General features: G+C 68.7%; 22 protein-coding genes and 1 pseudogene. 7 read left to right on the top strand and 16 right to left on the bottom strand.

Annotated elements, in window-relative coordinates; genetic code table 11:
- Positions 1 to 298 precede the first annotated feature (298 nt).
- From FRCN3DRAFT_RS54260 to FRCN3DRAFT_RS0224405, 5 genes are all read right to left on the bottom strand, one after another.
- Positions 299 to 580 carry a GNAT family N-acetyltransferase gene (locus FRCN3DRAFT_RS54260; protein WP_116439469.1) on the bottom strand — a complete coding sequence of 94 codons (282 nt, stop codon included), beginning with the start codon at positions 578 to 580 and terminating at the stop codon, positions 299 to 301.
- 19 nt (positions 581 to 599) lie between these two features.
- The gene (locus tag FRCN3DRAFT_RS0224420; protein ID WP_027140892.1) at positions 600 to 1,454 is read right to left on the bottom strand and encodes an LLM class flavin-dependent oxidoreductase; all 855 of its coding nucleotides are present in this window, start codon (positions 1,452 to 1,454) and stop codon (positions 600 to 602) included.
- A 229-nt stretch (positions 1,455 to 1,683) separates the two neighbouring features.
- Positions 1,684 to 2,304 carry an NADPH-dependent F420 reductase gene (locus FRCN3DRAFT_RS0224415; protein ID WP_007510828.1) on the bottom strand — a complete coding sequence of 207 codons (621 nt, stop codon included), beginning with the start codon at positions 2,302 to 2,304 and terminating at the stop codon, positions 1,684 to 1,686.
- Positions 2,305 to 2,384: 80 nt separating this feature from the next.
- On the bottom strand, positions 2,385 to 3,119 hold the full coding sequence (locus tag FRCN3DRAFT_RS0224410; RefSeq protein WP_007510830.1) for an SDR family NAD(P)-dependent oxidoreductase: 735 nt from the start codon (positions 3,117 to 3,119) through the stop codon (positions 2,385 to 2,387).
- Between the two features lie 92 nt (positions 3,120 to 3,211).
- Complete coding sequence (locus tag FRCN3DRAFT_RS0224405) at positions 3,212 to 4,753, bottom strand: MFS transporter (RefSeq protein ID WP_007510832.1); 1,542 nt, start codon at positions 4,751 to 4,753, stop codon at positions 3,212 to 3,214.
- 486 nt (positions 4,754 to 5,239) lie between these two features.
- On the opposite strand from FRCN3DRAFT_RS0224405, the gene FRCN3DRAFT_RS0224395 reads away from it, so the two are divergent.
- From FRCN3DRAFT_RS0224395 to FRCN3DRAFT_RS0224385, 3 genes are all read left to right on the top strand, one after another.
- Positions 5,240 to 5,902 carry a TetR/AcrR family transcriptional regulator gene (locus tag FRCN3DRAFT_RS0224395; protein WP_027140891.1) on the top strand — a complete coding sequence of 221 codons (663 nt, stop codon included), beginning with the start codon at positions 5,240 to 5,242 and terminating at the stop codon, positions 5,900 to 5,902.
- 1,035 nt (positions 5,903 to 6,937) lie between these two features.
- On the top strand, positions 6,938 to 7,252 hold the full coding sequence (locus tag FRCN3DRAFT_RS0224390) for a hypothetical protein (RefSeq protein ID WP_157845254.1): 315 nt from the start codon (positions 6,938 to 6,940) through the stop codon (positions 7,250 to 7,252).
- On the top strand, positions 7,249 to 8,019 hold the full coding sequence (locus FRCN3DRAFT_RS0224385; RefSeq protein ID WP_007510839.1) for an NAD(P)-dependent oxidoreductase: 771 nt from the start codon (positions 7,249 to 7,251) through the stop codon (positions 8,017 to 8,019). The genes FRCN3DRAFT_RS0224390 and FRCN3DRAFT_RS0224385 overlap by 4 nt, the downstream gene beginning before the upstream one ends.
- Before the next feature lie 66 nt (positions 8,020 to 8,085).
- On the opposite strand, the pseudogene FRCN3DRAFT_RS46025 reads toward FRCN3DRAFT_RS0224385, so the two are convergent.
- The 8 genes and pseudogenes from FRCN3DRAFT_RS46025 to FRCN3DRAFT_RS0224345 all read right to left on the bottom strand — a co-directional run bounded on the left by FRCN3DRAFT_RS46025 (position 8,086) and on the right by FRCN3DRAFT_RS0224345 (position 16,236).
- Positions 8,086 to 9,152 (bottom strand): annotated as a pseudogene (locus FRCN3DRAFT_RS46025) (integrase core domain-containing protein).
- Positions 9,153 to 9,441: 289 nt separating this feature from the next.
- Positions 9,442 to 10,203 carry an enoyl-CoA hydratase-related protein gene (locus FRCN3DRAFT_RS0224375; protein WP_007510843.1) on the bottom strand — a complete coding sequence of 254 codons (762 nt, stop codon included), beginning with the start codon at positions 10,201 to 10,203 and terminating at the stop codon, positions 9,442 to 9,444.
- Between the two features lie 294 nt (positions 10,204 to 10,497).
- Positions 10,498 to 11,361 carry a mycofactocin-coupled SDR family oxidoreductase gene (locus FRCN3DRAFT_RS0224370; RefSeq protein ID WP_007510845.1) on the bottom strand — a complete coding sequence of 288 codons (864 nt, stop codon included), beginning with the start codon at positions 11,359 to 11,361 and terminating at the stop codon, positions 10,498 to 10,500.
- Positions 11,362 to 11,502: 141 nt separating this feature from the next.
- The gene (locus FRCN3DRAFT_RS57890) at positions 11,503 to 12,192 is read right to left on the bottom strand and encodes an aldo/keto reductase (protein ID WP_007510847.1); all 690 of its coding nucleotides are present in this window, start codon (positions 12,190 to 12,192) and stop codon (positions 11,503 to 11,505) included.
- A 16-nt stretch (positions 12,193 to 12,208) separates the two neighbouring features.
- Positions 12,209 to 13,342 (bottom strand): SDR family NAD(P)-dependent oxidoreductase, encoded by a 1,134-nt coding sequence (locus tag FRCN3DRAFT_RS46015; protein WP_007510849.1) that lies wholly within the window; start codon positions 13,340 to 13,342, stop codon positions 12,209 to 12,211.
- A gap of 167 nt (positions 13,343 to 13,509) precedes the next feature.
- The gene (locus tag FRCN3DRAFT_RS0224355) at positions 13,510 to 14,736 is read right to left on the bottom strand and encodes a cytochrome P450 (protein WP_007510851.1); all 1,227 of its coding nucleotides are present in this window, start codon (positions 14,734 to 14,736) and stop codon (positions 13,510 to 13,512) included.
- Between the two features lie 91 nt (positions 14,737 to 14,827).
- Entirely contained in the window at positions 14,828 to 16,012 is a 1,185-nt protein-coding gene (locus tag FRCN3DRAFT_RS0224350; protein WP_198536033.1) for an NAD(P)/FAD-dependent oxidoreductase, read from the bottom strand.
- A 26-nt stretch (positions 16,013 to 16,038) separates the two neighbouring features.
- Complete coding sequence (locus FRCN3DRAFT_RS0224345; protein ID WP_007510855.1) at positions 16,039 to 16,236, bottom strand: ferredoxin; 198 nt, start codon at positions 16,234 to 16,236, stop codon at positions 16,039 to 16,041.
- A gap of 94 nt (positions 16,237 to 16,330) precedes the next feature.
- Here FRCN3DRAFT_RS0224345 and FRCN3DRAFT_RS0224340 point away from each other — a divergent pair, with 94 nt between their 5' ends.
- Positions 16,331 to 16,999 (top strand): TetR/AcrR family transcriptional regulator, encoded by a 669-nt coding sequence (locus tag FRCN3DRAFT_RS0224340; RefSeq protein ID WP_007510857.1) that lies wholly within the window; start codon positions 16,331 to 16,333, stop codon positions 16,997 to 16,999.
- A gap of 132 nt (positions 17,000 to 17,131) precedes the next feature.
- Here the strand turns inward: FRCN3DRAFT_RS0224340 and FRCN3DRAFT_RS0224335 are convergent, their stop codons facing one another.
- From FRCN3DRAFT_RS0224335 to FRCN3DRAFT_RS0224325, 3 genes are all read right to left on the bottom strand, one after another.
- The gene (locus FRCN3DRAFT_RS0224335) at positions 17,132 to 18,574 is read right to left on the bottom strand and encodes an aldehyde dehydrogenase family protein (protein WP_051467120.1); all 1,443 of its coding nucleotides are present in this window, start codon (positions 18,572 to 18,574) and stop codon (positions 17,132 to 17,134) included.
- A 439-nt stretch (positions 18,575 to 19,013) separates the two neighbouring features.
- Positions 19,014 to 20,297, bottom strand: a complete 1,284-nt coding sequence (locus FRCN3DRAFT_RS0224330; RefSeq protein WP_007510861.1) for an amidohydrolase family protein — start codon at positions 20,295 to 20,297, stop codon at positions 19,014 to 19,016.
- Positions 20,298 to 20,591: 294 nt separating this feature from the next.
- Positions 20,592 to 20,789: a ferredoxin gene (locus FRCN3DRAFT_RS0224325; RefSeq protein WP_007510864.1), complete on the bottom strand. Its 198-nt coding sequence runs from the start codon at positions 20,787 to 20,789 to the stop codon at positions 20,592 to 20,594.
- 103 nt (positions 20,790 to 20,892) lie between these two features.
- Here FRCN3DRAFT_RS0224325 and FRCN3DRAFT_RS46010 point away from each other — a divergent pair, with 103 nt between their 5' ends.
- From FRCN3DRAFT_RS46010 to FRCN3DRAFT_RS46005, 3 genes are read left to right on the top strand one after another with little or no spacing between them, the layout of a single operon-like run.
- On the top strand, positions 20,893 to 21,312 hold the full coding sequence (locus FRCN3DRAFT_RS46010) for a TetR/AcrR family transcriptional regulator (RefSeq protein ID WP_232794128.1): 420 nt from the start codon (positions 20,893 to 20,895) through the stop codon (positions 21,310 to 21,312).
- Positions 21,313 to 21,323: 11 nt separating this feature from the next.
- Positions 21,324 to 22,373, top strand: coding sequence for an acyl-CoA dehydrogenase family protein (locus FRCN3DRAFT_RS0224315; RefSeq protein ID WP_007510867.1), 1,050 nt, complete (start codon positions 21,324 to 21,326; stop codon positions 22,371 to 22,373).
- Between the two features lie 17 nt (positions 22,374 to 22,390).
- Entirely contained in the window at positions 22,391 to 23,617 is a 1,227-nt protein-coding gene (locus FRCN3DRAFT_RS46005) for an acyl-CoA dehydrogenase family protein (protein WP_007510869.1), read from the top strand.
- The last annotated feature ends 19 nt before the right edge of the window (positions 23,618 to 23,636 follow it).

Genomic DNA, 23,636 nt, shown 5'->3' with positions numbered 1-23,636 from the left:
CAACAGTCGGCCCTCAGGCCCCCGCCGAAGTCCAGCATCACCCCACGGCCCGCAGCCGGCGCGGGAGGTCGGTCCACCGCCGAATCGGCGAGCGCAAATACAGCAGGGTTCGAACAGCGCCACCACCGCCGCCCACAGAATCGAAGCGATTCTTCCCCGCCCCGCCCTCACAGCGATCAATGGCAGCGACCCTCGCGACGCCCGAAATGCGGAGCGGGCTGCGAGTGCACCCGCGGGCCCGCCGCGTTGATCTGAGCCAAACCTGGTCGGCGCCCGCAGCTGAGCGGCGCCGCGTTGATCAGTGCCTTGGGGTGAGCGGGAGTACGAGTAGCTGTCCGGCCCAGGTGCCGATGTGGAAGGTCTCGGCCGATGTGAAGCCTTGCTGCTCGTGGTAGCGAACGAGTCGTCCGTCGCCGCCGGCCCAGCAGTCAGCCCGCAGTTGTTCGGCGCCGCGGGAGTTTGCCTCGCGGATGACCGCAGCGAGCAGATGCCGGCCGACCTCACGGCCCGCATGCGGACGGGAGGTCACGAATGCTTCGAGGTAGAGCTCAGGCCGGTCGGCGGCCGGCGCGTGAGTGATGCCGAAGCGGGCACGCGTGCTATTTGCGTCCCCGGGCGACGTGTTCGCGTACGGCGGGTATCGATTCGGCGGCGAAGCGTTCGAGCACGTCCAGGTCGTCGCTGGCCAGGATGAAGATGCTGACGCCGTCCTGGAGGGTCATCTGGGCCAGTGCTTCCGGGGTCTGCTGGTCCGGGAAGATGTTGAGCAGACGGGTGATCTCGCGGGGGTCGCGGCCCGCGGCCCGTGCGGCGTCGTCGATGATCGCGTTTCCCTTGGGCAGGCCGCCGGGCTCCATGACCGGCAGCGACGGTAGCCAGCCGTCGGCCTTGCGTCCCACCAGGTCCTGCATCCTCGGCTTGTGGGCGCCGAGCCAGATCGGGATCTCGTGTGCGGGCGCGGGTCCGCGCTCGGCGCCGTGGACCTTGTAGAACTCGCCGTCGGCATTGAGGGTGCCGGGCACGTCGGCGTCCCAGATCCCGCGGATCACGTCGATGGCCTCGCCGAGCGCCGCCACGCCCTGCAGCGGGGTCAGCCGCCGTCCGCCGGCCGCCTGCACGGCGTCCCAGTAGAAGCCGGCCCCGATCCCGAGGCTCGTCCGTCCACCGGAGAGCAGGTCGAGGCTGGCAGCCGCGCGGGCGAGCACGGCGGGGGGCTGGCGCAGCGGCAGGTTCAGCACGTTGGCGGACACGCCGATCCGCTCGGTCCGCGCTGCCACCCAGCTCAGCAGGGTCCAGGTATCGAGGAAACTCGACTGGTAGGGATGATCCTGGAAGGTGACGAAGTCGAAACCGAGCCGCTCACTGTGCTGCGCCAGCTCGACCGGACGGCGCGCCGGGGAGTTGGCGGGAGAGATGAACGTTGCGAAACGCAGAGGATGGCCGTAGTCAGGCACGGGTGTCTCCTTCAGTCTTTCGTGTGTGGCCAGCCACGATGAGATGTTGTCGCCGACCTGCTTGATGACGTCTTCGCCAGTGCCGGACGCGGGCAGTCCCGGGTGCTCAGAGTCGATTGCCTGCAGGTCGGATGGCGCAGGGGCCGCCGACATCCCGGGCAGGCGGAACCCTGCCTGCCCGGGATGGCCGCCGGGTGCCAGTGCGCGGTGCTAGAACTGCAAGCGGGCTTCAGTCCGGGACGTTGACGCCGAGGCTGATGTTGAACCCTGCGCCATGGCTGGCCAGGCCCATCAGCAGCGGGCCCGCCGCCTCCAGCCAGCGCGCCGCCGCCAGGTCGCCGGCATCCAGCGGGCGCAGCCCGAGGCTCTCGATGAACGCCGACACGCTCGCCTTGGCGTCCGCGTCGTCGCCGGCGATGAGCACGTCCAGCGGGCCGCCCTGGGCCAGGACGTGGCCGAAGACGGTGTTGAACGCCTTCACGACGTGCGCGCTGGCCGGGGCGGCCTTGGCGATCTCCTGCGCGCCGGACGTGCCGTCAGGGGTGACCAGCGCGGTGGCGTCGGCGTTGAAGGTGTTCGAGATATCGATGACGACCTTGCCGGCCAGTGCGTCCCCGTACTGGGCGAGGACCTGCGCGGCGCTGGCGTAGGGCACGGCGAGGATGACGATGTCGCCGGCCGGCGCGGCGCCGAATGTCCCGGCCGTCGCGCCGCCGCCGAGGGCGGCGGCCAGGTCCTTGGCCTTGGCCTGGTCGCGGCCGATGACCTCGACGGCGTTGCCGCCCTCGACCGCGCGGGCGGCTATGGCGCGGGCCATGCCGCCCAGGCCGACGAAGCTGATGCCACTCATGGACGGGCGCTCACTTTCTGTAGTCTGGGATGAACTTTTTGCTTAAGGGGATCGGGGGTCGGCTGCCCGGCCGGATGGCGTCAGACTTGACTGAACCCGCCATCGACGACCAGGTTTGCGCCGGTGATGAAGCTGGCGTCCGGAGAGGCGAGGAACAGCGCGGTGGCCGCGATCTCCTCACTGGTCCCCAGCCGTCCTAGGGGGATGGCGGAGGTGATCTGCTCCCGGAATTCCGGGGTGACGGTGCTGAAGAGCGCGGTGTCGATCGAGCCGGGACTGATGACGTTTACCCGGATGCCGCGGTCCTTCAGCTCCGCAGCCCAGGTGCGCGCGAGTGAGCGAACGGCTGCCTTGCTGGCCGAGTACACCCCGGCGCCGGGGATGCCCTTGGTCGCGCTGGTCGTGCCGTTCAAGATGACCGACGCGCCGTCGCTCATCAACGGCAGCAGGTATTGAACGGTGAACACGGTGCCCCGGAAGTTGACGGCCACGAGCGTGTCGAACGAGTCCGGGGTGATGCTGCCCAGCGGGTCGGATACCGAGCCGACTCCGGCGCTGGCGAACAGGACGTCGACTCGTCCGTGATGCTCCCGCACGGTCTCGGCCAAGCGGGCAAGGTCGTTCAGATTTCCTGAGTCCGCCTGCACGCCCGTTACGTTGTGGCCGATGGCGGTGACCGCCTCGTCCACTTTGTCCTTGCGTCGTCCGGTGATGAACACGTGTGCGCCTTCGGCCACGAACAGCTTGGCCGTTGCTAGCGCCATCCCAGACGTCGCTCCGGTGATCACTGCGACCTTGCCGTCGAGCTTGGGCATGGTGAACTGGCCTTTCTGTCGGTTGTGGTTCGCGTCTTGCTGGTTGGCGCCGCGATCCGTCCCCCCACCGGGGCGCTGCCCGCCACGGGCTGTCAGATCAGTCCGCCGGCGATCTCGTCGAGGGGCTCGGGCTGGCCGGCCTCGTGATGGAGCCGGGTGCCGCCGCGGATCAGGGCACTGCAGAGGACGGCAGCGGCCCAGAAGACGCCAGCGGCCCACCAGTAGCCGACGGTGAACCCGTGCACGGTTGCGTCGACGACGGCAGTGCTGCCGTGGCGGGTCAGGTAGTGGCTGGTGGCGGTGGCGACGAAGGTGCTGATCAAGGCGACGCCGAGCGCCGAGCCGAGCTGCTGGGAGACGTTGTTGAGCGCCCCCGCCGTACCAGCGTCGCGCGGATCGACACCCAGCTGCCCGACCGCGACTGCCACGACGGCGGCCGACCCGATGCCGGTCCCGACCAGGACCAGCCCGGGCAGCACCCAGGTCGCGTACGGGCTGCCCGCACCGGCCTGGGTCAGCAGTGCGGCTCCGGCACCGGAGGCGATCAAGCCGGCGGCGACGATGACCCGCATGGTCAGGCGCCGCAGCAGCACGCCCTGGGTCAGCGTGGCGACCACGGCGATCGCCGCCATCATCGGCAGGAACGCGACGCCGGTCATGATCGGCGAGTAGCCCAGCACGCCCTGGAAGTAATAGGTCAGGAACAGGAACAGCGCGAACACCGCCGCGTTCGCCAGGAAGAGCGTCAGGTAGGCGGCACCACGGTTGCGGTCGGCGACCACCCGCAGCGGGATGAGCGGGTGGCGGGCGACCTTCTGGAGCACGACGAAGCCGGCCAGTAGGAGACCGCCGGCGATGAGCGGGGTCAGTGTGACCGCCGAGCCCCAGCCGTCGGTCTGGGCCTTGGCCGACCCGAAGACCAACCCGAAGATCGCCGCCGAGCCGACGACCGTGCTCGACACGGAAAGCCTGGGCTTGTCGGGCTCGGCGGAGTTGTGCAGCAGCGTGAGGCCACCGATGATCCCGGCGACCGCGAGGACGATGTTGACGTACATGCACCAGCGCCAGTCCACGTAGTCGGTCAGCAGCCCGCCCAGCAGCAGGCCGACGGCGCCGGCGCTGCCGGACACTGCACCGAAGATCCCGAACGCCTTGTTCAGGTCCTTGAGGTCGGTGAAAATCACCGTGATCAGCGACAACGCCGCCGGCGCGAGAACTGCGGCGAACCCGCCCTGGACGGCCCTGGCGGCGATCAGCGTGCCGATGTTCGGGGCCGCGCCGCCGGCAGCGGAGGCAATCGCGAACCCCAGCAGTCCCACGATGAACATGGTCTTGCGGCCGAGCGCGTCGCCCAGCCGGCCTCCCAGCGGAAGCAAGCTGCCGAAGGCCAGCACGTAGGCGGTGATCACCCACTGGCGGCTGGCGTCGGAGAAGCCGAGGTCGGCCTGCGCCGAGGGCAGGGCAACGTTCACGACGGTCGCATCCAGCAGGATCATGATCTGGGCGATGACGAGGACACCCAGGGCCATCCAGCGCCGCTCGTCATGGGGATCGGGCGAAGCGGCCAGGTGCGCCCCGACGGCCTCCGCGGGCCGCTGAGGCGCCTGCGCCCCGGAGGGCTCCATAGTGCTCATCTGCTTCGCTCCTCGTGCGGTCAAGTCAGAGCGCCAAGATGAGGCACCCCTCCGTTTGTTGCTGCCCGTACAAACGGAGGGGTACCTCACTCTATTCCGGAGGGGTGCCTCATCTTGGCAGGAGTTTCGGGCCTCGACATCTGGCGGCACCAAGGAGACGAAGGAAGACAAGGTGCCCCTCGCCGCCTGGTCGCGAACGCTGCCCGCGACGGCGGCGACATCCAGGCCGGGTACCGCCCGGCCCCGGCAGCCACCTGGCCTGTTCTCAGCCCTGCCACCGTGCCAGGGCACCGAACGAACGTCATGCTCGCGGGAGGGCCCCCGGGATCGTCAGCCAGATGGCGGGCGCCACGGTGCTGCGGCGCGCCGTCAGCCACGTCGCGCACGACCATGCCGACGAGCTCACCGAGGTCAACCGCGCTCTGCCGGGCTCCTGAGCGGCACAGAAAGGGAGGCCACCCTCAGTATCGCCGGTAGACTGACGAAGTGAGCCGCAGCGACGTTGAGCAGATGCGAAGGCCCCTGCGCCGTGACGCCCGGGAGCACCGAGACAAGCTCCTCGCCGCGGCGCAGCGCGAATTCGCCGCACACGGCGTGGATGCCTCCTTGGAGAAGATCGCACGCGACGCTGGCGTTGCCATCGGCACCCTGTACCGCCACTTCCCAACCCGCCTGGACCTGCTCATGGCCGCCTTCCAGCCCCGGCTTCAGGAGTTCCTCGACGGGGCCAACAAGGCCCTGGAGATGAACGACCCGTGGGAAGGGTTCGTCTACTACCTGGAGCACCTGTTCGGCATGCAGGCGGGAGACCGGGGTTTCAACGACTTCCTCTCCCGCCGCTTCACCGACAGCGCCGAGACCGAGCGCATCCACGACGAGATGTGCCAGCAGATCGTGGACATGCTCACCCGGGCCCAAGAAGCCGGCGAGGCTCGCCGCGATATCACCCTGGCCGACATCGTCAACCTCATCTGGTCGAACGGCAGGATCATCGAGGCCACCAGCGCCACGGCGCCCAACGCCTGGCGGCGTTACCTCCACCTCATGCTCGACGCCTACCGGGCTGAGCGGGCACATCCGATCCCCGAGCCGCCGATGACGTACGAGCAGCTGTACGACGCCATGGTCCATCTCAGCGAGGCGCAGTAGGGGCGGCCGGCCTGCTGTCCGGTCAGCCCGCGGCATCGCGGAGACCTGGACGCCGCCCGCCGGCCGCGCCCCTGTTCGATGGCGCGCGGTGTCGCTCGCTATGCGGTGATGGCGATCTTGCCGCTGGGGTGATGCTTCAGCACGTGGGTGGCCTGTACCGCCGGCGCCCGGGATCGACTCTCGGCCGCGGCAGGCCGGGGCCGGCACCAGAGCCCATAGGACCGTGCCGGCGCACGCCGACACGGTCCTATGCACGCCGACCGGCGCGGGCTAGGTTGAGGCCGCCTCTGGCGGCTGGTTGTCGAGTGTTAGATGCGTGTCGCTACGGATCTGCGCGACCAGGCCGCGGGCGGTGTCGGCGCCGACGTGCAGCCGGACCTACCAGGTCTACGGAACGTTTGTTCGATTCGGTAGATGATGTAGAGGTCGGCGCGGTCACTGGGCATCGTCCCTGGCCAGAGCCCGGGTGGCGACCGGCCGGACGGCGATTTCGGGGCCAGCAACCAAGATCAAACGGTTCGGATGCTGGCACACACGGCCCACCACGCTCCGTAGTTGGCATCCGACCTGGGTCAATAGGTTTGACCTATTAGTCGGACTACTTGGAGGTCGTCTAAACGAGCAGGTAGACAGGCCTGGCTCTTGGTTCGTACGGAAAGAGGTCCTCGCTCGACGGCCCTCGCGTGGCTGCTGTGAGTGACATCTGGCTTCGCACGGCGAGGGCGTGGAGTGGCTTGCGGAGAAGCACTGCTCGGGGACGCAGCCTGAGCCGCGCTGGCCCAAGTACCGCGTGTATGCCACGGACGCCGAGGCATTTGCCGGACGAGTGGGTCGGCCAGGGGCCTCGACGGTGGACTTCCCATCCTTGTGGCTTTCGGCGGCTTGCCGGTGTAGGTGTGGTGGCGGTTGGTGTCTGTGAGATGCTGGCCGCGTTTGTCCGGGTGCGGCGGGTGACGTCGCGGGTGGTGGTCGGGGGCCGTGATGACTGGCGACGGGAAACCTGGGGGCTGGACGTCCGAGGTGGGTGTGGCGCTGGTGCCCGCAACCTCCGCGAAGCTGCCGTCGGGTGGGTCGCGGATGGAGGGCGCGTCGGGGGCGCATCGTCGCCGGCCGGTAGTCGAGCGTGGTCAGGCCGCGGTACGCGCGGCGGTCGCCGCGGTGACCGGGCAGATCAGTCTGCTGACGGCCGAGGTCTCGCGCCAGCTCGAGCGGCGACGGCGGCTTCACGAGCTACCTCGTCGAGATCTGAGCACGGACATACAGCAGAAACTCCCGACCTTGCTGGGCCGCGAGGCGGCCGGATGGTCGATGTCCACTGGCGGTGACGGACTGCGGATGATGCCCTGGTGAGCCGCATCGCGATTCTTCACCCGGGGCAGATGGGCGCGGCGGTGGGCTGGGCGCTGGTCGGCTCCGGCCACGACGTGACCTGGCTGCCAGCCGGACGAAGCGCGAGCACGCGCCGTCGCGCGGATGCCGCGGGGATGCGCGAGTCGGTCGACCTGAGGGACCGCGACGTTGTCCTGTCCATCTGCCCACCCGCTGCCGCGGCGGAGACCGCCCGGACGGTTGCTGGCTTCTCTGGGTTGTACGTGGACGCCAACGCGATCAGCCCGGGCACCGCTTCCGGCGTCGCAGCGGTGGTTCAGGCCCGCGGAGCCACGTATGTCGACGGCGGGATCATCGGGCCGCCACCGGAGCAACCCGGGACCACCCGCGTGTTCCTGTCCGGGGAGCGAGCCGGGGACGTCGCCGCGATCTTTCGCGGCACCCACATCGAAGCTGTCGTGCTGAACGGCGACAACACGGCCGCGTCGGCGCTGAAGATGACCTATGCGGCGTGGACCAAGATCACTGCGGCCCTGCTGATCAGTGCCCGCCGCGTCGCGAAGCGCCACGGTGTGGACGAAGCACTCGCGGCAGAGTGGGCGCGCTCTCAGCCTGAGCTCGCCACACGCCACGCCGCCGCGCTCGATGCGGCAGCCCACAAGGGGTGGCGCTGGGAGGAGGAGATGCGCCAGATAGCTCGCACGTTCGCCGAGGCGGGAGAGCCAGCCGGCTTCGGCGACGCGGCTGCTCAGCAGTTCGGCGGATGGCCCCGCCCGGCCAACTCCTGACGGCGCTGTTGCATCGGCTGGCCGTGTGGGGTGCCGGAACTGTGCCACCGGGGTTGACCTGGGGTTTCAGGCGGCTCGTTCGTATTCGTTGATCAGTCCGCCGAGGACAGGTCGGTGCCTGATCCGTGTCGCCGTGAGGTCGGCGATGGGATGGTCGGGTCGGGGCGGTTGGAGCTCGAGGGCGCGGTGGGGGCGTTGTCCGTTGTAGTGGCGTGCGTACTGGGTCAGGACGGTTCGTAGGTGCCGTTCGCCGAGGATCAGGATGCGGTCGGTGACCTCGGCGCGGACGGTGCGGACGGACCGTTCCGCGTAGGCGTTCGCCCGGGGCGCTCGAGGCGGGATCGTGACTGTGGTGATGCCGACGTCGGCGAGGATCGCGTCGGACGACGCGGTGAACTGCCCGGCGTGGTCGCGGACCAGGAATCGGATCTCGGCTGCCCGGTCCCCAAGGTCCATGAGGAGGTTGCGGATCTGCTGGGTGGTCCACGGCCCGTCTGGGTGCGCGGTTACCCCGACGAGGTGGACGTAGCGGGTGCGGACCTCCATGACAGACAAGCAGTACAGGCGCCGCAGCGTCACGGCGCAGTCCACGTGGAAGAGGTCAACGGCCAGCATCGTCGAGGCCTGGGTGCGCAGGAACTCCCGCCAGCTCGAGTCGGGCTGCCGCCGCGGTGCTGGAGGCAGCCCGAGGGACTTCAGGACCCTACGGATCGTGGACGCGCCGACCCGGTGGCCGAGCTTGAGCAACTCGCCCTGAATCCTCTTGTACCCCCACGTCTTGTTCTCGGTAGCGAGCCGTTCGATCAGCGCAGTGATCTCCACGCTGATCGGCGGTCGTCCGGTTCGCAGGGGATAGGTCCACTTCCTGGTGACCAGGCGGCGTGCCAGCGTAGGACGGTGCCGGGAGTGACCAGCCGGTGCGTCCGTAGCCGTTTCGGTAGCCGTCGGATCGGAGCGGCGAGTATGGCCCGGTCCGCCCAGTCCCACCGAGGCCGGGACTGGGCGCGGTGCAGCACTGCGACCTCGTGTCGCAGCACGAGCAGCTCGATGTCCTTCGATGCCGACGATCGGCCGAGCAGAACGAGCCAGCCACACACCCTGACGAAGATCAGGTATAGCAGGCGCACGGACATGGTTGACCATCATGCCGGCGACTGGTCCGTAGCATCGTCCCAGCTCACAGGCCTAGGCCGACTTTCCGCACCCCACAGGTCCGGGGACATCATCGAAGCCACGAACCGTGACCAAACCACCCGCCAGCACAGATGCCACGCCGCCACGCCGTACCAACCCGCCGGCCAGCAACAGCGGAAGATCAGCCATCCAAGATCGACTTAAGCTTCACGGCATTGGCTCCTGACCCGGTATGTAGATGCCCTGCGCGTGTTCGCGTCGTGATCATGAGAAGGTGCTGATCGCGGGTCAGCGCCCGGTCCAGACCGGGGAGCGGCGCTCAAGGAAGGCCCGGATGCCCTCCTCGGGGTCGGCGGAGGTCCTGAGAGCGTCGGTGGCCGAGGCGGTGGCGGACCAGCCGGCCCTGTCCTCGTCCGTGGTCAGCTCGTTGACAGCGGCCAGGCAGGCGCGGACGGCGACCGGGGAGTTGCGGCAGATCCGTTCGGCCAGCGCGGCGGCACGCTCGGCCGCCTGACCTGGCCCGACGAGCTCGTTGACGAAGCCGACCTCGTATGCCCGGGCGGCGGTGATCGGTTCGCCGGTGAGGATGAGCTGGCGGGCGAGGTTGGCGGGGAGGCCGCGCGGGCCGCGGAAGAGCGCCCCGCAGGTGGGGACGAGCCCACGCGCGACCTCGGGCAGCCCGAACGTCGCCGACGTCGACGCGACGACCAGGTCGCACGCCAGTACCAGCTCCAGCCCGCCGCCGAGCGCCGGGCCGTCCACTGCCGCGACGAGCGGCTTGCGCCGCGGCCGGCGCACAAGGCCGTACTCGCCACCGCGCGCGGTGGCGTAGTCGCCGCCGGCCCGCAGATCGCTGCCGGCGCTGAAGACGGGCCCGGTGGCGGCGAGGACCCCGGCCCACAGCTCGTCGCCGTCCTCGAGCAGGTTGAACGCGGCGTCCAGCGCATCGGCCATGGCTCGGTCGACCGCGTTGCGCTTCGACTCTCGCCGCATCGTCACCACGAGCACCCGCCCGCGCCGCTCGACGTCGACCAGCGCCTTGTCCGTCATCGTGCTCCTATCCGCTCGGGAGTGGTGGTCCGCGCAAGCACGATACGTCGTATCGCCGCCAACGCCGCGCTTTGCCCGGGGCAGACCGCGGAGGCGCTCAGCCTCGCCCAGGTAGGCGATATCCGCGACGCACACGTTTTCGGTCGAGGTCATCCGCGACCAGAATGAGGACGCCGCGGGTGTCACGGGCTTCCCGCGGATATGATGGCAACATTGGCGCCGCGCAGAACTGTACCGAGGTCGATGAGCTTTCCACCTCTCCTGCGCGTCACCCTGACCCTTCTCGGACGTCCTCTAGATCGCGCGTTCGCCCTTGAGCATCGAGCCGGCGTCGAGCCGGATGTTGAGGCCGGTGACGTAGCGGGAGTCCTCGCTGGCCAGGAACAGCACCAGGGCGGAGACGTCGCCCGGCTCGATGTAGGGGATCGGCATCGGCTGCATGCCCGGGAAGACCGCCTCCGCATCCTCGCGGGTCGGCGTCTTGCCCTCGGCGACGAGGTCCGGGCGGAACGCGCGGTAGATGTCGTCGTTCTGCAGCAGCCGGGTGTTGACGTTCGTCGGGTGCACCGCGTTCAGCCGGATGTTGTGCGGCGCCAGCTGCAGCGCGAGCGTCTCGACGTACTGGAAGCCCAGCCGCTTCGCGAACGAGTACCCGACCCCGCCGGTCTTGCCCATCGCCTCGGTGGTGTTCTTCATCAGGCCCGCGCAAGAACCGGTGATGATGATCGAGGCGCCGGCCCGCAGATGAGGGGCGACGACGGCGACCGTGTTGTGCGCGCCGACGAAGTCGACGTCCACGCCGTCGATGAAGCCCTCGATGAGGGTGCGGTCGTTCATCGGCAGGATGCCGGCATTCGCGCAGACGATGTCGACCCTGCCGAAACGGACGATGCCCGCCTCCAGCGCGGCCTTCAGCTGCTCCTTGATCCGCACGTCGGCCTTGACCGCGACGATGCCGCGGCCAAGCGCCTCGACCTCCTTGACGGTCTGCGCCAGATCCTCCGCACTCGCCATCTCATAGTTGACGGTCGGAATGTCCTGGCAGATGTCGATCGCGATGATGTCCGCACCCTCGCTCGCCAGCCTGATGGCGTGACTACGCCCCTGACCACGGCCTGCGCCGGTGATGAAGGCCACCTTGCCGTCTAACTTACCCATCTGATCCTCCTCAGTCCGCGATGCATCACTAGATACCGAACGATATTGGCTGCGACCAAGACCTCCAGTCCATATGCGACCTCTTTCCGGTCAACGGCCACGACAGGTCACCGACGAACCCTCTGGCTGGAAGACATTCCTTTACGCAGGGAGGTGTGGTGGTCGGCGGCGAGCCGCGGGCAGCAGCGACGGATACTGAGTGAAATGGTCGATGTCGGGGAGATCGACGCCGGGTGGAACGATCTTGTCGATGGCGTCGAGGACGTCTCCGCCGAGCTCGACGTCCGCTGCGTCGAGTGCGTCGTCCAGGTGCCTCGCCGTGCGCGGTCCGATGATCGTCGACGTGATGGCAGGATGGCTGGAGACGAAGGCGAGTGCCAGCGTTGTGAGGGTGATTCCCGCCTGGTCGGCGATGCTTCGCAAGGCATCCACAGCCTCGAAGCGGGCGGGGGCGGCGCGTTCGGCGGCCGTGCTGACCGTTCCCTGCATGAAGGGGCTGGTGGGGTCGTAACTGCGCACCGCCGGCAGCTTGTTGGTGAGGAAGACGTCGCAGCTCGCGGCGAGGCGGTAGAGGATCTCGCGGCCCGCCTCCGACCCAAGATCCAGGCCCAGGCTTCGTTTCCCGCGGTTCGAGTGTTCGAGGAGGACATTCGCTGACGTTGGCACGACCGCGACACCGGTAGCGGCCAAGGCGCGCATCGCGTCACCACGTTCGACATGCTCGATCTTGATGACCTCGGCGCCCCAGTCGGAGAGGAGCGCGGAGGCGGCGGGAACGAAGGTGTGTTCGGCGACCTCAAGCACTCGCACACCATGCATCACCGCAGTCATGTGCATCCTCCCGCTTTCAGCAGATGTGGTGACCGCAGCCACCAGGATTCAGATCGCGCCCACGCCGCCGGCACACCCGGACCGCCGCGGCCCACCCGAGACCGCACCGCATCGCGGCGCGGCGCCCGCAGCCGCGTACCGCGACGTCGGCCGCAGGCGAACCCGGTGACGCCGTCAGCTGACGGCGGCCGGAAGGGCAGGTCCTCGCCCGACGACACCCGGCGGCCAGGGCGAAGAAATTGGCCCGGTGACCCACAGCCCAGCTGGCGACCAGGACAGCGGATCCACCCCTCATACAGTTGGGCAGGGAATCGACCGGTGGACGAGCGTGACGCGCGGCTTCGTGTGTGGGAAGTCGTCCGGTGTGTTCGGTCTTCATTCGCGGAGCAGTGCGCCGCCGGAGATCGACCAGACCTGGCCGTTGATCCATTCTCCGTCGTCGGAGAGCAGGAACGCGACCACCCCGGCGAGGTCGCTGGGCCTGCCGAACCGAGGGGCTGGGCATGGCTTGCTGTGCAATCGCGATGTTCTTCGCGTTCAGGGACGTCCTTCGTGCGGCTTCGGTCATCACGACTCCGGGTGACACGCAGTTGCAGCGGATGCCCTGCTTGCCCCAGCGGGAGGCGATGTGGCGGGTGAGGGCGTTGATCCCGGCCTTGCTGGCGCTGTACGCCGCACGCTTGCGGTCGCCCACATGCGCGGAGGCGGAGGAGGTGTTGACGATCGCTCCGCTGCCCTGTTCGAGCAGCAGTGGAAGGACGGCGCGGGCGGTGAGCGCGTAGCCGATCAGGTTCACCTCGAGCGTGCGCCGCCACACAGCCGGGTCCATGTCCAGCAGGTTCCCGTCGCGCCCCAGCACCTCCGCCGAGACGTCGGCGCCGACGTTGTAGAGCCCGTCGACCCCACCGAGCTGGTCGACCGCGGTGTCGACCAGTGCGCGCACGGACTGCTCGTCAGCGAGATCGAACTCGACGGCGAGGGCGGTTCCGCCGGCGTCGGCGATGCGTTTGGCGGTGGCCTGCGCCCCGTCGAGGTTGATGTCGCCGACCACGACCGCGGCGCCCTCAGCGGCGAGGCGCTCGGCGGTGGCGGCGCCGATCCCGCTGGCACCGCCGGCGATGACGAAGCGCTTTCCGTTGAGCCCTCTCATGCCTACCTGACTCCTGTCCTGAAGGGTGCGACAGCGCTGTGGGTATTGCTGGGGTGTCGAGGTGTTCTACGTGCCCGTGGCGGCACCGGCGGACTGCTCACGCGGAGAGCCTGGCGCGGGCCGCCCGGACGTTTCGTGGCCGCGCGTGAGGAGTGTCTGTCGTGGCGCTACCAGGTGACTGGCAGCTCTTGGACGCCGTAGGTGATCGTTCCGTTGCGGAACGTCAGTTTTTCCAGGGGCGTCGCCAACCGCAGCCCGGGCAGCCTGCGCAGCAGCGTGGGCAGCGCGATCTGTAGTTCCACGCGGGCCAGCGCCTGGCCGAGGCACTGGTGGCTGCCGTAGCCGAAGCCGAGGTGCCCGTGGGTGTCGCGGTCGATGTCGATGGTGTTGGGGTCGGCGGTGAAGGTCTCGTCGCGGTTGCCGGCGGGCAGGTTCATGATCAGGGCTTCGCCGGCGCGGATGAGCTGGTCGCCGATGGTGACGTCCTCGGCGGCGACCCGGAAGACCGCGTCCTGGGGGATGGTCAGGTAGCGCAGTAGCTCCTCGACCGCGTTCGCGACCACGGCCGGGTCGTCGGTGTCGCGGACACGGGCGAGCTGGCCGGGGTTCTGCAGCAGGGCCAACGCGCCCAGGGCGATCATGTTGGCCGTGGTCTCGTGACCGGCGACCAGAAGCGAGATGGCGTTCACCACTACTGTTTCACGGCTGATCTCGCCGACGGCGACCCGCTGGATCTGCCGGCTGATCACGTCGTCCGCCGGCTCCTGCTCCTTGCGGGCCACCAGTTCGAACAGGTAGCCGGCGAGCTGCGCGCTGGCCGTCAGCTTCTCCTCTTGCGTCGCGCTCGCGGTGATGATGGTGGCGCTGTGCTGCTGGAAGAACTCGTGCTCGGCATAGGGCACACCGAGCAGCAGCGAGATCACCATGGACGGAATCGGCAAGGCATACGCGTCCACCAGATCCGCCGACTGCCCCGCACTGATCATCTGATCCAGGAAGCCGTCGACCAGTTCCTGGATCCGCGGACGCAGCTGCTGCATGCGCTTGACGGTGAACTCCCCGGTGAGCATCCGGCGCAGCCGGGCGTGCTCCGGGTCGTCCATCCGGATGAAGGCCTGGGGCATTCCCGGGCCGGACGAGTCCGGGACCGGGAAGCCGGGAGTGCGGTCGTTCGCGCTGAGCCGTGGGTCACTCAGGGCCGCCCGGATGTCGGCGTACCGGCTCACGATCCACACCGATCTATCGCGCCACAGTGCCCGTCGTGGACCTTCACTACGAAGCCAGTCGGTGTATTCCGCGGGCGGGTCGAGGGGACGGTGCGCGGACCGCTGGCCGGGGAACGTGGGAAGGCCGGCGTTGTCGGTCGGGTGGGTGGTGCTGGTTGTCGTGCTCATGGATTACTCCTCGAGAGGATGGCTCCACCGCGCCGCACGAAGCGGCGCGGGCTGAGCTGGTGGCCTTCTGGGCGGTGGTCCACGAGGGCGGCTACGCGGCGGCCGTGTCGGTGACGGCGGCTTCCCAGGTGGCACCGGAAGCGATGAGCGCCCGCCAGGCGCGCAAGGTCCTGGGCGGCTTGCCGACAGCGACCACCCCGGCAAGCAGGTCTCCACGGCGGTACGCGACCAGCAGCTGCCGACGGGACAGGTCGCTGTCCAGGACGAGCGCCTCGTCGTGGCCACGCACGTACCCGTAGGCCTGGACCTTCATGTCGTACTGGTCGGACCAGAAGTACGGCACGGGGGCGTAGGGCCGCTGGACGTCCGGGTTGAGCAGGTTGTGGGCGACGGTCATGGCCTGCTCGGCGGCGTTGGTACGGTGCTCGACGCGCATCGCGGTGCCGAACAGCGGATTGTGCCAGCACGCCACGTCTCCGACCCCGTACACACCGGGCCCGGCGGCACAGTACTCGTCACACACGAGTCCGTCGTGGACGGGCAGGCCACTGCCAGCCAGCCACTCGGTGTTGGGCACCGAACCGATGGCGACCAGCACGTCATCGGCCGGGACCACACTTCCGTCGGCCAGCGCGACACCGGTCACCCTGCCCTCGACGCTGATGACCTCGGCCACCACCGCCCCGGTGCGCAGGTGGACGCCGTGGTCACGGTGGACCTGCGACAGCAACCGCCCGGCCTGCTCGCCGACCGCCTGCGCCAGCGGGACCGGACCCGCTTCCAGCACCGTCACCTCCACCCCGAGCCCACGCGCGACGGCGGCCACTTCGGCACCCACAAACCCACCGCCGACGATCACCAACCGTCGCCCCGAACGCAGCCGCGCCCGCAACGCCAGCGCGTCCGTTAGGGTCCGCAACGTGTGCACCCCGGCCACGCGCCCGCTACCGGGCAGGCGGCGGGCGCGTACGCCGGTCGCCACGACCAGTCCCTCGTAGGGCAGATCCGCGCCGTCCGTCAGCGCCACCGCCCGCGCGGACACATCCAGCCCGGTCGCGGTCACCCCCAGCCGCAGGTCCAACCCCAGCGCCTCGATATCCGCTGGCGGCCGCAGGGAAAGCCGGTCCGGCTCCCACTGCCCGGCCAGGATCTGCTTCGACAGCGGTGGGCGGTCATAGGGAGGGTGTGGTTCGTCGCCGACGAGCGTGAGTACACCCGCATAGCCCTGCCTGCGCAGCGCCTCCGCGCAGGCCAGCCCGCCTGCCGATGCGCCCACGACCACGATCCGGCGCAGGGCTCGACTCACAACTCGACCAGCTGGATGGCGGCTGCGGGGCATGCCAGGGCCGACTCCCGGACGGCGTCGTGCAGCCGCGGAGGCGGCGCCTTGTCGAGCAGTACGACCACGCCGTCCTCGTCGCGCTGGTCGAAGACATCGGGCGCGATCAGCACGCACTGGCCGGCGCTGCAGCACTTGTCCTCGTCCACGGTGACTTTCACACCAAGTTCCTTTCTGCCGGCCGGGTGACGATGGGTCCAACGCCGTAGCCACCCTACATGTGCAGGTTATCCGACAAGTGAAGGCTAAGATAGTATGCAGAGCGTGGCTGCGACCAGAAACAGCACCTCGGTGGGCGACCGGCGCGTACGCCGCACCCACGCGGCCCTACAGCAGACGCTGATCCGACTCGTCGAGGAGCAGGACCTGTCCCAGATCAGCGTCGCCGACGTCGCCGAACGGGCCGGGGTCAGTCGCTCGACCTTCTACGACCACTACCGGGACGTACACGAGCTGGCCGAAGCCGCCTGCACCGCGATGATCGACGACCTGATCGAGTCCCTGCCCGTCCTAGGCCCAGGCTCGACGGACCAGTCCGAAGACGGAACCCGGTCACTGCTCGCCTTCTTCGTCAATCTCGCCGAGCACGCCGGCCTCTACCGCAGCTTGCTAGGACCGCAGGGAAGCGCACGCGTGATCGACCACATCCGTCGCCGCATCGCCGCGGCCGTGCACCTGGCGGTGCACCGGGCCGCGACCGGCGACGCCCCACCGGAACACACCACCTCATCGATCGACATCCCGCCCAGCGTGCCGGCCGCCTTCAGCGCGGGCGCGCTCATCGGCGTGGCCACCGACTGGCTCCAACGCGGATGCCCGCAGACACCGGCTGAGATGGCCGCCCAGACCTGGCCGCTCCTCACCGCCTACGACCACGTCCATACCGACACACCTACAGCTGACCTAGACCGAAAATCTTCGTAACTCGGTTGGCCGGGCCGGCGGCGCGTGTGCGGATCGCTGAGGCTGTTCGGCTGACGTTGTAGCTGTTGTGGGCGTGCCTGCGCCGCGCGGGCAGCTGCACGCGCGACCGCCGGCGCGGCACAGGCACGGGTGTCAGCCTGGCCAGGCCAGCGACTTGGTCTCCAGGTACTGGTCGAAACCGGCGAGGCCGTTCTGGCGGCCCACGCCGCTGTGCTTGTGGCCACCGAACGGCAGGTCGGCGCCGTACGGCTCGCCGCCGTTGATGGACAGGCTGCCGGTGCGGATGCGGTTGGCCACCGCGATCGAGTGCTCCACCGACCCGGAGAAGACGCTGCCGGACAGGCCGTAGCGGCTGTCGTTGGCGATCCGGACCGCGTCGTCCTCGTCGTCGAACGGGATGACTACCAGAACCGGCCCGAAGATCTCCTCCTGGGCGATCGTCATCGAGTTGTCGACGTCGGTGAACAGGGTCGGCTCGACGTACCAGCCCTTCGGCAGGTGCGCCGGCCGGCCGCCGCCGACGGCGAGCGTCGCGCCTTCCTTGACGCCCTTGTCGATGTAGCCCTCGACCCGGGCCCGCTGCTTCGCGGAGATCAGCGGTCCCATGAGGACGTCCGGACGCTGCGGATCGCCGTAGGGAATGCCCGCGAAAAGGTTCTTCAGCAGTTCCACGCCCTCGTCGTAGCGTGAGCGCGGCAGCAGCATCCGCGTCGGGATGGCGCAGCCCTGCCCGGCGTGGAAGCAGACAGCCATCCCCATCATGGTGGCCGTCGGCAGGTCCGCGTCCTCCAGCACGATCGCCGCCGACTTGCCGCCGAGCTCGAGGAACACCCGCTTCAGGGTGGCCGCACCCTTCTCCATGATCCGCTGGCCGACCACCGTCGAGCCGGTGAACGAGATCAGGTCGACCTCCGGCGAGAGTACGAGCTCCTCCCCCACCAGGTGGTCGGAGGACGTCACGACGTTCACCACGCCGGCCGGGAAGTCGGTCTTCTCGGCGACCAGCCGCCCGATCCGGGTGGCGTTGAACGGAGTGTCCGGTGCGGGCTTGAGCACCACGGTGTTCCCGGTCGCCAGGATCTGACCGAGCTTGTGCAGCGTGACCTCGAACGGGAAGTTCCACGGGACGATCGCGCCAGCGACGCCGACGGCCTCCTTGCGGATCTGGCGCTTGTTCGGCGCCCCGCTCATGCCGACCAGCTCGGGCAGGTCGGTCACCCAGGCGACCTCGTCGATCAGCTTCGTCGGATAGCGCAGCGCATCCGCCAGCGGCAGGTCCAGCTGCGGGCCCGACGTAATCATCCGCGGGCAGCCGACCTCCAGGATCAGCTCCTCGCGCAGCTCCTCCCGCTCCGACTCCAGCGCCTCCTGCAACTGGCCGAGACAGCGCTTGCGCAGCTCCTTGTTCGTCGACCAGTCCGTCTCGTCGAACGCCCGCCGGGCCGCCGAGATCGCGCGGCGCATCTCCTCGACCGAACCGTCGGCCACCTGGCCGAGGACCTCCTCGGTCGCCGGGTTCACGTTGCCGAACGTCTTGCCCGATAACGCGTCGACCAGCTCGCCGTCAACGAGCATCCGCGATTCCGGGCGAGTCTTCAGTTTCTCGGTCACTGCTCGGCTCCGTCCGCCCTCCCCGGTTTCGCTCGGCGGCCCGCGGCAGGTATGGCCACAGCTGACTGAGCGTGCGCCTAACGACATCTCGGGAGCTTGTCTAATAGGAAATCGTCAGGTCACCGCATGTAGATGATCGAGGGTGGCGACTACGTGGCGTCCACATTCGGAGTGGTAGGCATCCGGACGTAACGCTCCCGCGTGGTGCGGGTGAAGCGGCTGCCGCAAGCTGAACGCTTAGCTCCAGCCGATCTGTAGGGTAGCGACTGGCGCGGTGACATCTCGCTTTAGGCGCATGGTCCGGAACCTTTGTCCGCGCGGTTTCCCGCGCGTTTTCATCCCGGCCGTTCGTGGCTTGCTCCGTTTCCAGCCGCACCCCGTCAATAAAGCCCTACTAGGCTAGCTAGGCGGTGGTATTACCCACCATCTCGCCGAGGGAGATGCCCTCGTGTTTGATCTCGAAGCGGCCCTTGTCGAACGGGCGGATCTCCACGTCGTGGCCGGCGACCTCGGCGCGCAGCGCCCCGACGGTGGACTGCTCCTTGGACCGGTGGGCGAACGGGTCGAATGAGTACCACCGCATCGCGTTCTCGTAGGACATCTTGTTGATCTCGTCGTCCGGGACGCCGACCGCGGACTTGAGCAGCTCCTCGCCTGGCCACGGCCAGCTGGAGTCGGAGTGCGGGTAGTCGCACTCCCACGCGATGTTGTCAATGCCGATCTTGTGGCGCAGCTCGACGCCGACCGGGTCCTCGATGAAGCAGGTCAGGAAGTGCTCCCGGAAGACCTCGCTCGGCAGCTTGTCGCCGAAGTTCTGGCCGGTCCACAGGTGGTGCATGTCGTAGGTCCGGTCGATGCGCTCGAGGAAGTACGGGATCCACCCGGTACCGCCCTCGGACAGCGCGATCTTGATGTCGGGGAAGTCCTTGAGCACCCGCGACCAGAGCAGGTCAGCCGCGGCGCTGCAGATGTTCATCGGCTGCAGGGTGATGAGGACGTCCATCGGGGCGTCCGGCGCCGTCATGGTGAGCTTGCCGGACGAGCCGAGGTGGATCGAGAGCACCGTGTTGGTGTCGACCAGCGCGTTCCACAGCGGGTCCCAGTGCCTGTCGTGGAAGCTCGGGTAGCCCAACGTGGCCGGGTTCTCGGTGAAGGTGATCGAGTGGCAGCCCTTGGCCGCGACCCGGCGGACCTCGGCCGCGGCGAGCTCCGGGTCCCACAGCACCGGCAGCGCCATCGGGATGAACCGGCCCGGATACGCACCGCACCACTCGTCGATGTGCCAGTCGTTGTAGGCCTGCACGACGGCGAGCGCCAGGTCCTTGTCGTCCGCGGCCGCGAACAGCCGGGCGGCGAAGCCCGGGAACGACGGGAAGCACATCGAGCCCAGCACCCCGGCCGCGCTCATGTCCTTGACCCGCTCGTGGATGTCGTAACAGCCAGGGCGCATCTCGTCGAAGGCGGTCGGCTCGACGCCGTACTCCTCCTTCGGCCGGCCCGCCACCGCGTTCAGCCCCACGTTCGGGATGACCGTGCCGTTGAACGTCCACACGTCCGAACCGTCGGGCCGGCGAACCACCTTGGGCGCGACATCGGAGAACCTCGCGGGCAGCCGACCCTTGAACATGTCGGGCGGCTCGACCAGATGGTCGTCCACGCTAATCAAGACAAGATCTTCCGCATTCATGCCGAGCCTCCGCTCACCGTGCTGTACGGGCACTCACAGTCATTCCAGTCGCCGACGTTCACCTGAATCCACAGAGTGCGCTGTCCTGTCTTCAGCGCCACTTCCTCGGCCACAACCTTGCAGCTATCGAGCTTGCGGCTGACGACCATCACGTCGGTGGGCGGTCATAGGGAGGTTGTGGTTCGTCGCCGACGAGCGTGAGTGCACCCGCATACCCCCTCCTGCGCAGTGCCTCCGCGCAGGACAGCCCGCCCGCCGACGCGCCCACGATCACGATCCGGTCCACGGCTCGACTCACGACTCGGCCAGCAGGATGGCAGCGGCCGGGCAGACCCCGGCCGACTCGCGGACCGCGTCGTGCAGCTTCGGGGGCGGCGCGTCGTCGAGCAGTATCACCACGCCGTCCTCGTCGCGCTGGTCGAAGACGTCGGGCGCGATCAGCACGCACTGGCCGGCGCTGCAGCACTTGTCCTCGTCCACGGTGACTTTCACACCAAGTTCCCTTCTGCTGGCCAGGTGTGACGGTGCGTCCACAAACGTTACCCTACATCTGCAGGTTACCCTGCAAGTGCAGGTTAAGATAGTACGCTAGAGCGTGGCTGGGACCAGAAACGGCACCTCGGTGGGCGACCGGCGCGTACGCCGCACCCACGCGGCCCTACAGCAGACGCTGATCCGACTCGTCGAGGAGCAGGACCTGTCCCAGATCAGCGTCGCCGACGTCGCCGAACGGGCCGGGGTCAGTCGCTCGACCTTCTACGACCACTACCGGGACGTACACGAGCTGGCCGAAGCCGCCTGCACCGCGATGATCGACGACCTGATCGAGTCCCTGCCCGTCCTAGGCCCAGGCTCGACGGACCAGTCCGAAGACGGAACCCGGTCACTGCTCGCCTTCTTCGTCAATCTCGCCGAGCACGCCGGCCTTGACTGCTTGCAAATCGACGCCGAGCGAGAACACGACCGGCGGTATGGAGGACTGCGCGTTCATCGAACGCACGCCGTGACGATGTAGGGAGCGATCCGATGGGTACGTACGAGCTTCGACACAGCGAAACGGCACTGGACGAGAACCAGAGGTCCGTCCGCGAGGCCTTCGCTGCCTTCTTCGCCAAGGAGTCGACCACGGCGGTCGTGCGGGCCGCCGAGCCGATCGGATTCGACGCCAGACTTTGGAAGCGGCTACTCGACATGGGTGTCGCGGCAATGGGACTGCCCGCCTCACAGGGCGGTGACGACGCCACTCTGGTCGACTTGGCTCTGATCAGTGAAGAGAAGGGACGGCGTCTCGCGCCGATCCCGCTCGCCGGGCATGTCACCGCCACCCGGCTGCTGGGCCGGTCCAATGCCCCCAACGATCTGCTCGGCGCGGCCCGCCTCGGCGAGCGCGTCTTCACCGTCGCGCTCATGACGGCGACAAAGGGTGTGCCTCAGCTGGTCGCCGACGCCGCCGTCGCGACCGACGTGCTCGCGCTTGTCGGCGACGAGCTTGTCGCCGCACGCACCGCCATCCCGGACAAGCACGTCTCGAACCAGGGGTGCACGCCGCTCGCATGGTGGGACGCGAGCGACGCCGAGGAGCTGATCACCCTGGCCTCGGGTCCGGAGGCGATCGTGATGTACGAGCAGGCGGTGCGGGAATGGAAGCTGCTGACCGCCGCCGCGCTCGTCGGCCTGGCTGACGAGGCGCTGGCACTTGGGATCGAGTTCGCCAAGTCCCGTACGACGCTCGGCGTTCCGATCGGTTCGCTGCAGGGGGTCGCCTACCCGCTCGTCGACGCCGCGATCGACATCACTGGAGCTCGCATCCTCGTGCACAAGGCGGGCTGGATGATGCAGCACGAGCCCGACCGGCGTCCCGAGCTGGCGCTCATGGCCTTCGACGTCGCTCGGCGGGCGGCCGTCCGGGCGACGACGACCAGCGTCCACGTCCAGGGCGGGCTCGGTTTCACCGACGAAGCGGACGTGGGCTTGTACTTCCTGCGGGCGAAGGGATGGAGTGCCGTGGCCGGCGACCCGGTCACGGACCTGGCGCGTATCGGTGCCGGCCTCGTCGCCGCCGCGACGCGCGCCTGAGCGAAAAGGAGAACACGATGGATTTCGGACTCGTCGAGCTCACCGCCGAACAACGCGCCTTTGCCGCTGAGGTATGCGACTACCTCAGCGAGATCGTCACCGACGAGACGCTCACTGAGGAACGCGAGACCGGCAACGGCTTCAACCTCGATGTCCACCTGGCCCTCGGCTCCCGCGGCTGGCTCATGCCGGAGTGGCCTGTCAACGAGGGCGGCGCGGGCCTGGACCCGGTCAGCTACCGGATCCTCGAATTGGAGAAGTGGGATCACGGCGTCCCGTACATCACGGCGTCGACGACCCGGATGGTGTGGGGCTCCGTGGAGCGGTTCGGCCAGCCCGACGTCAGGGCGGAGCTGAAGCCCAAGATCGCGGCTGGCGCGGTGCGGTTCTGCCTCGGCTACACCGAGCCCGACGGCGGCTCGGACATCGCGGCCGCCCGGCTCCGGGCGGTGCGCGACGGCGACAACTGGGTCCTCAACGGCTCGAAGATGTTCACGACTGGCGCCCAGAACTGCCAGTACACCTTCGCGATCACCCGCACCGACCCGGACCTGCCGAAGCACAGGGGCCTGACGATGTTCCTCGTCCCGCTCGATCTGCCTGGTATCGAGATCCAGGCGGTCCACACCTTCGGTGGCGAGCGGACCAACATCGTCTACTTTGGCGACGTTCGAGTCCCGGACCGCTACCGCCTCGGCGGGGTCAACGACGGCTGGACGGTACTTCGCGGGCCGCTGGACGAAGAGCACGGGATGGACGCGCGCGCAAGCTTGGACGACTTCTCGGTGGGCCGCAACTTCCTTCGCGCGCTCGAGCCGGCACTCGCCGCCGCGGTCGACTGGGCCGCGACGACGGGACTCGACGGTCGCCGCCCAGCCGACGACCCGACGGTCCTGGCTCGGCTCGGCCGGATCGCGGCCGAGCTGGAGGCCGGCATCTGCACGCCAGGGGCACAAGGCCGAATCAAGGGATCCGAGGTGCTGATTGCCGCGGCCTCCGATCTGCTGGACATGATCGGCCCGCTGGGCGTCCTGCGGCACGACTCACCAGAGGCCCCCGGCGCGGGGGCGATCGACTTCGCCCACCGCTTCGCCCAAGGAACGAGCACGTACGGCGGTACCGTCGAGATCTTCCGCAACATCCTCGCGCAGCACGAACTTGGTCTGCCTCGTCCCATCTACCCTGGAAGCACACAAATCATCTCGACCGATCGTCGTAGCAAGGCCACGAGGCTTGGCACCTGACATATCGATCACCGTGGCC

Origin of the sequence: Pseudofrankia saprophytica (genome assembly GCF_000235425.2) — a bacterium.
Classification (GTDB): Bacteria; Actinomycetota; Actinomycetes; order Frankiales; family Frankiaceae; genus Pseudofrankia; species Pseudofrankia saprophytica.
This window is presented reverse-complemented; position numbering and strand designations above follow the sequence as displayed.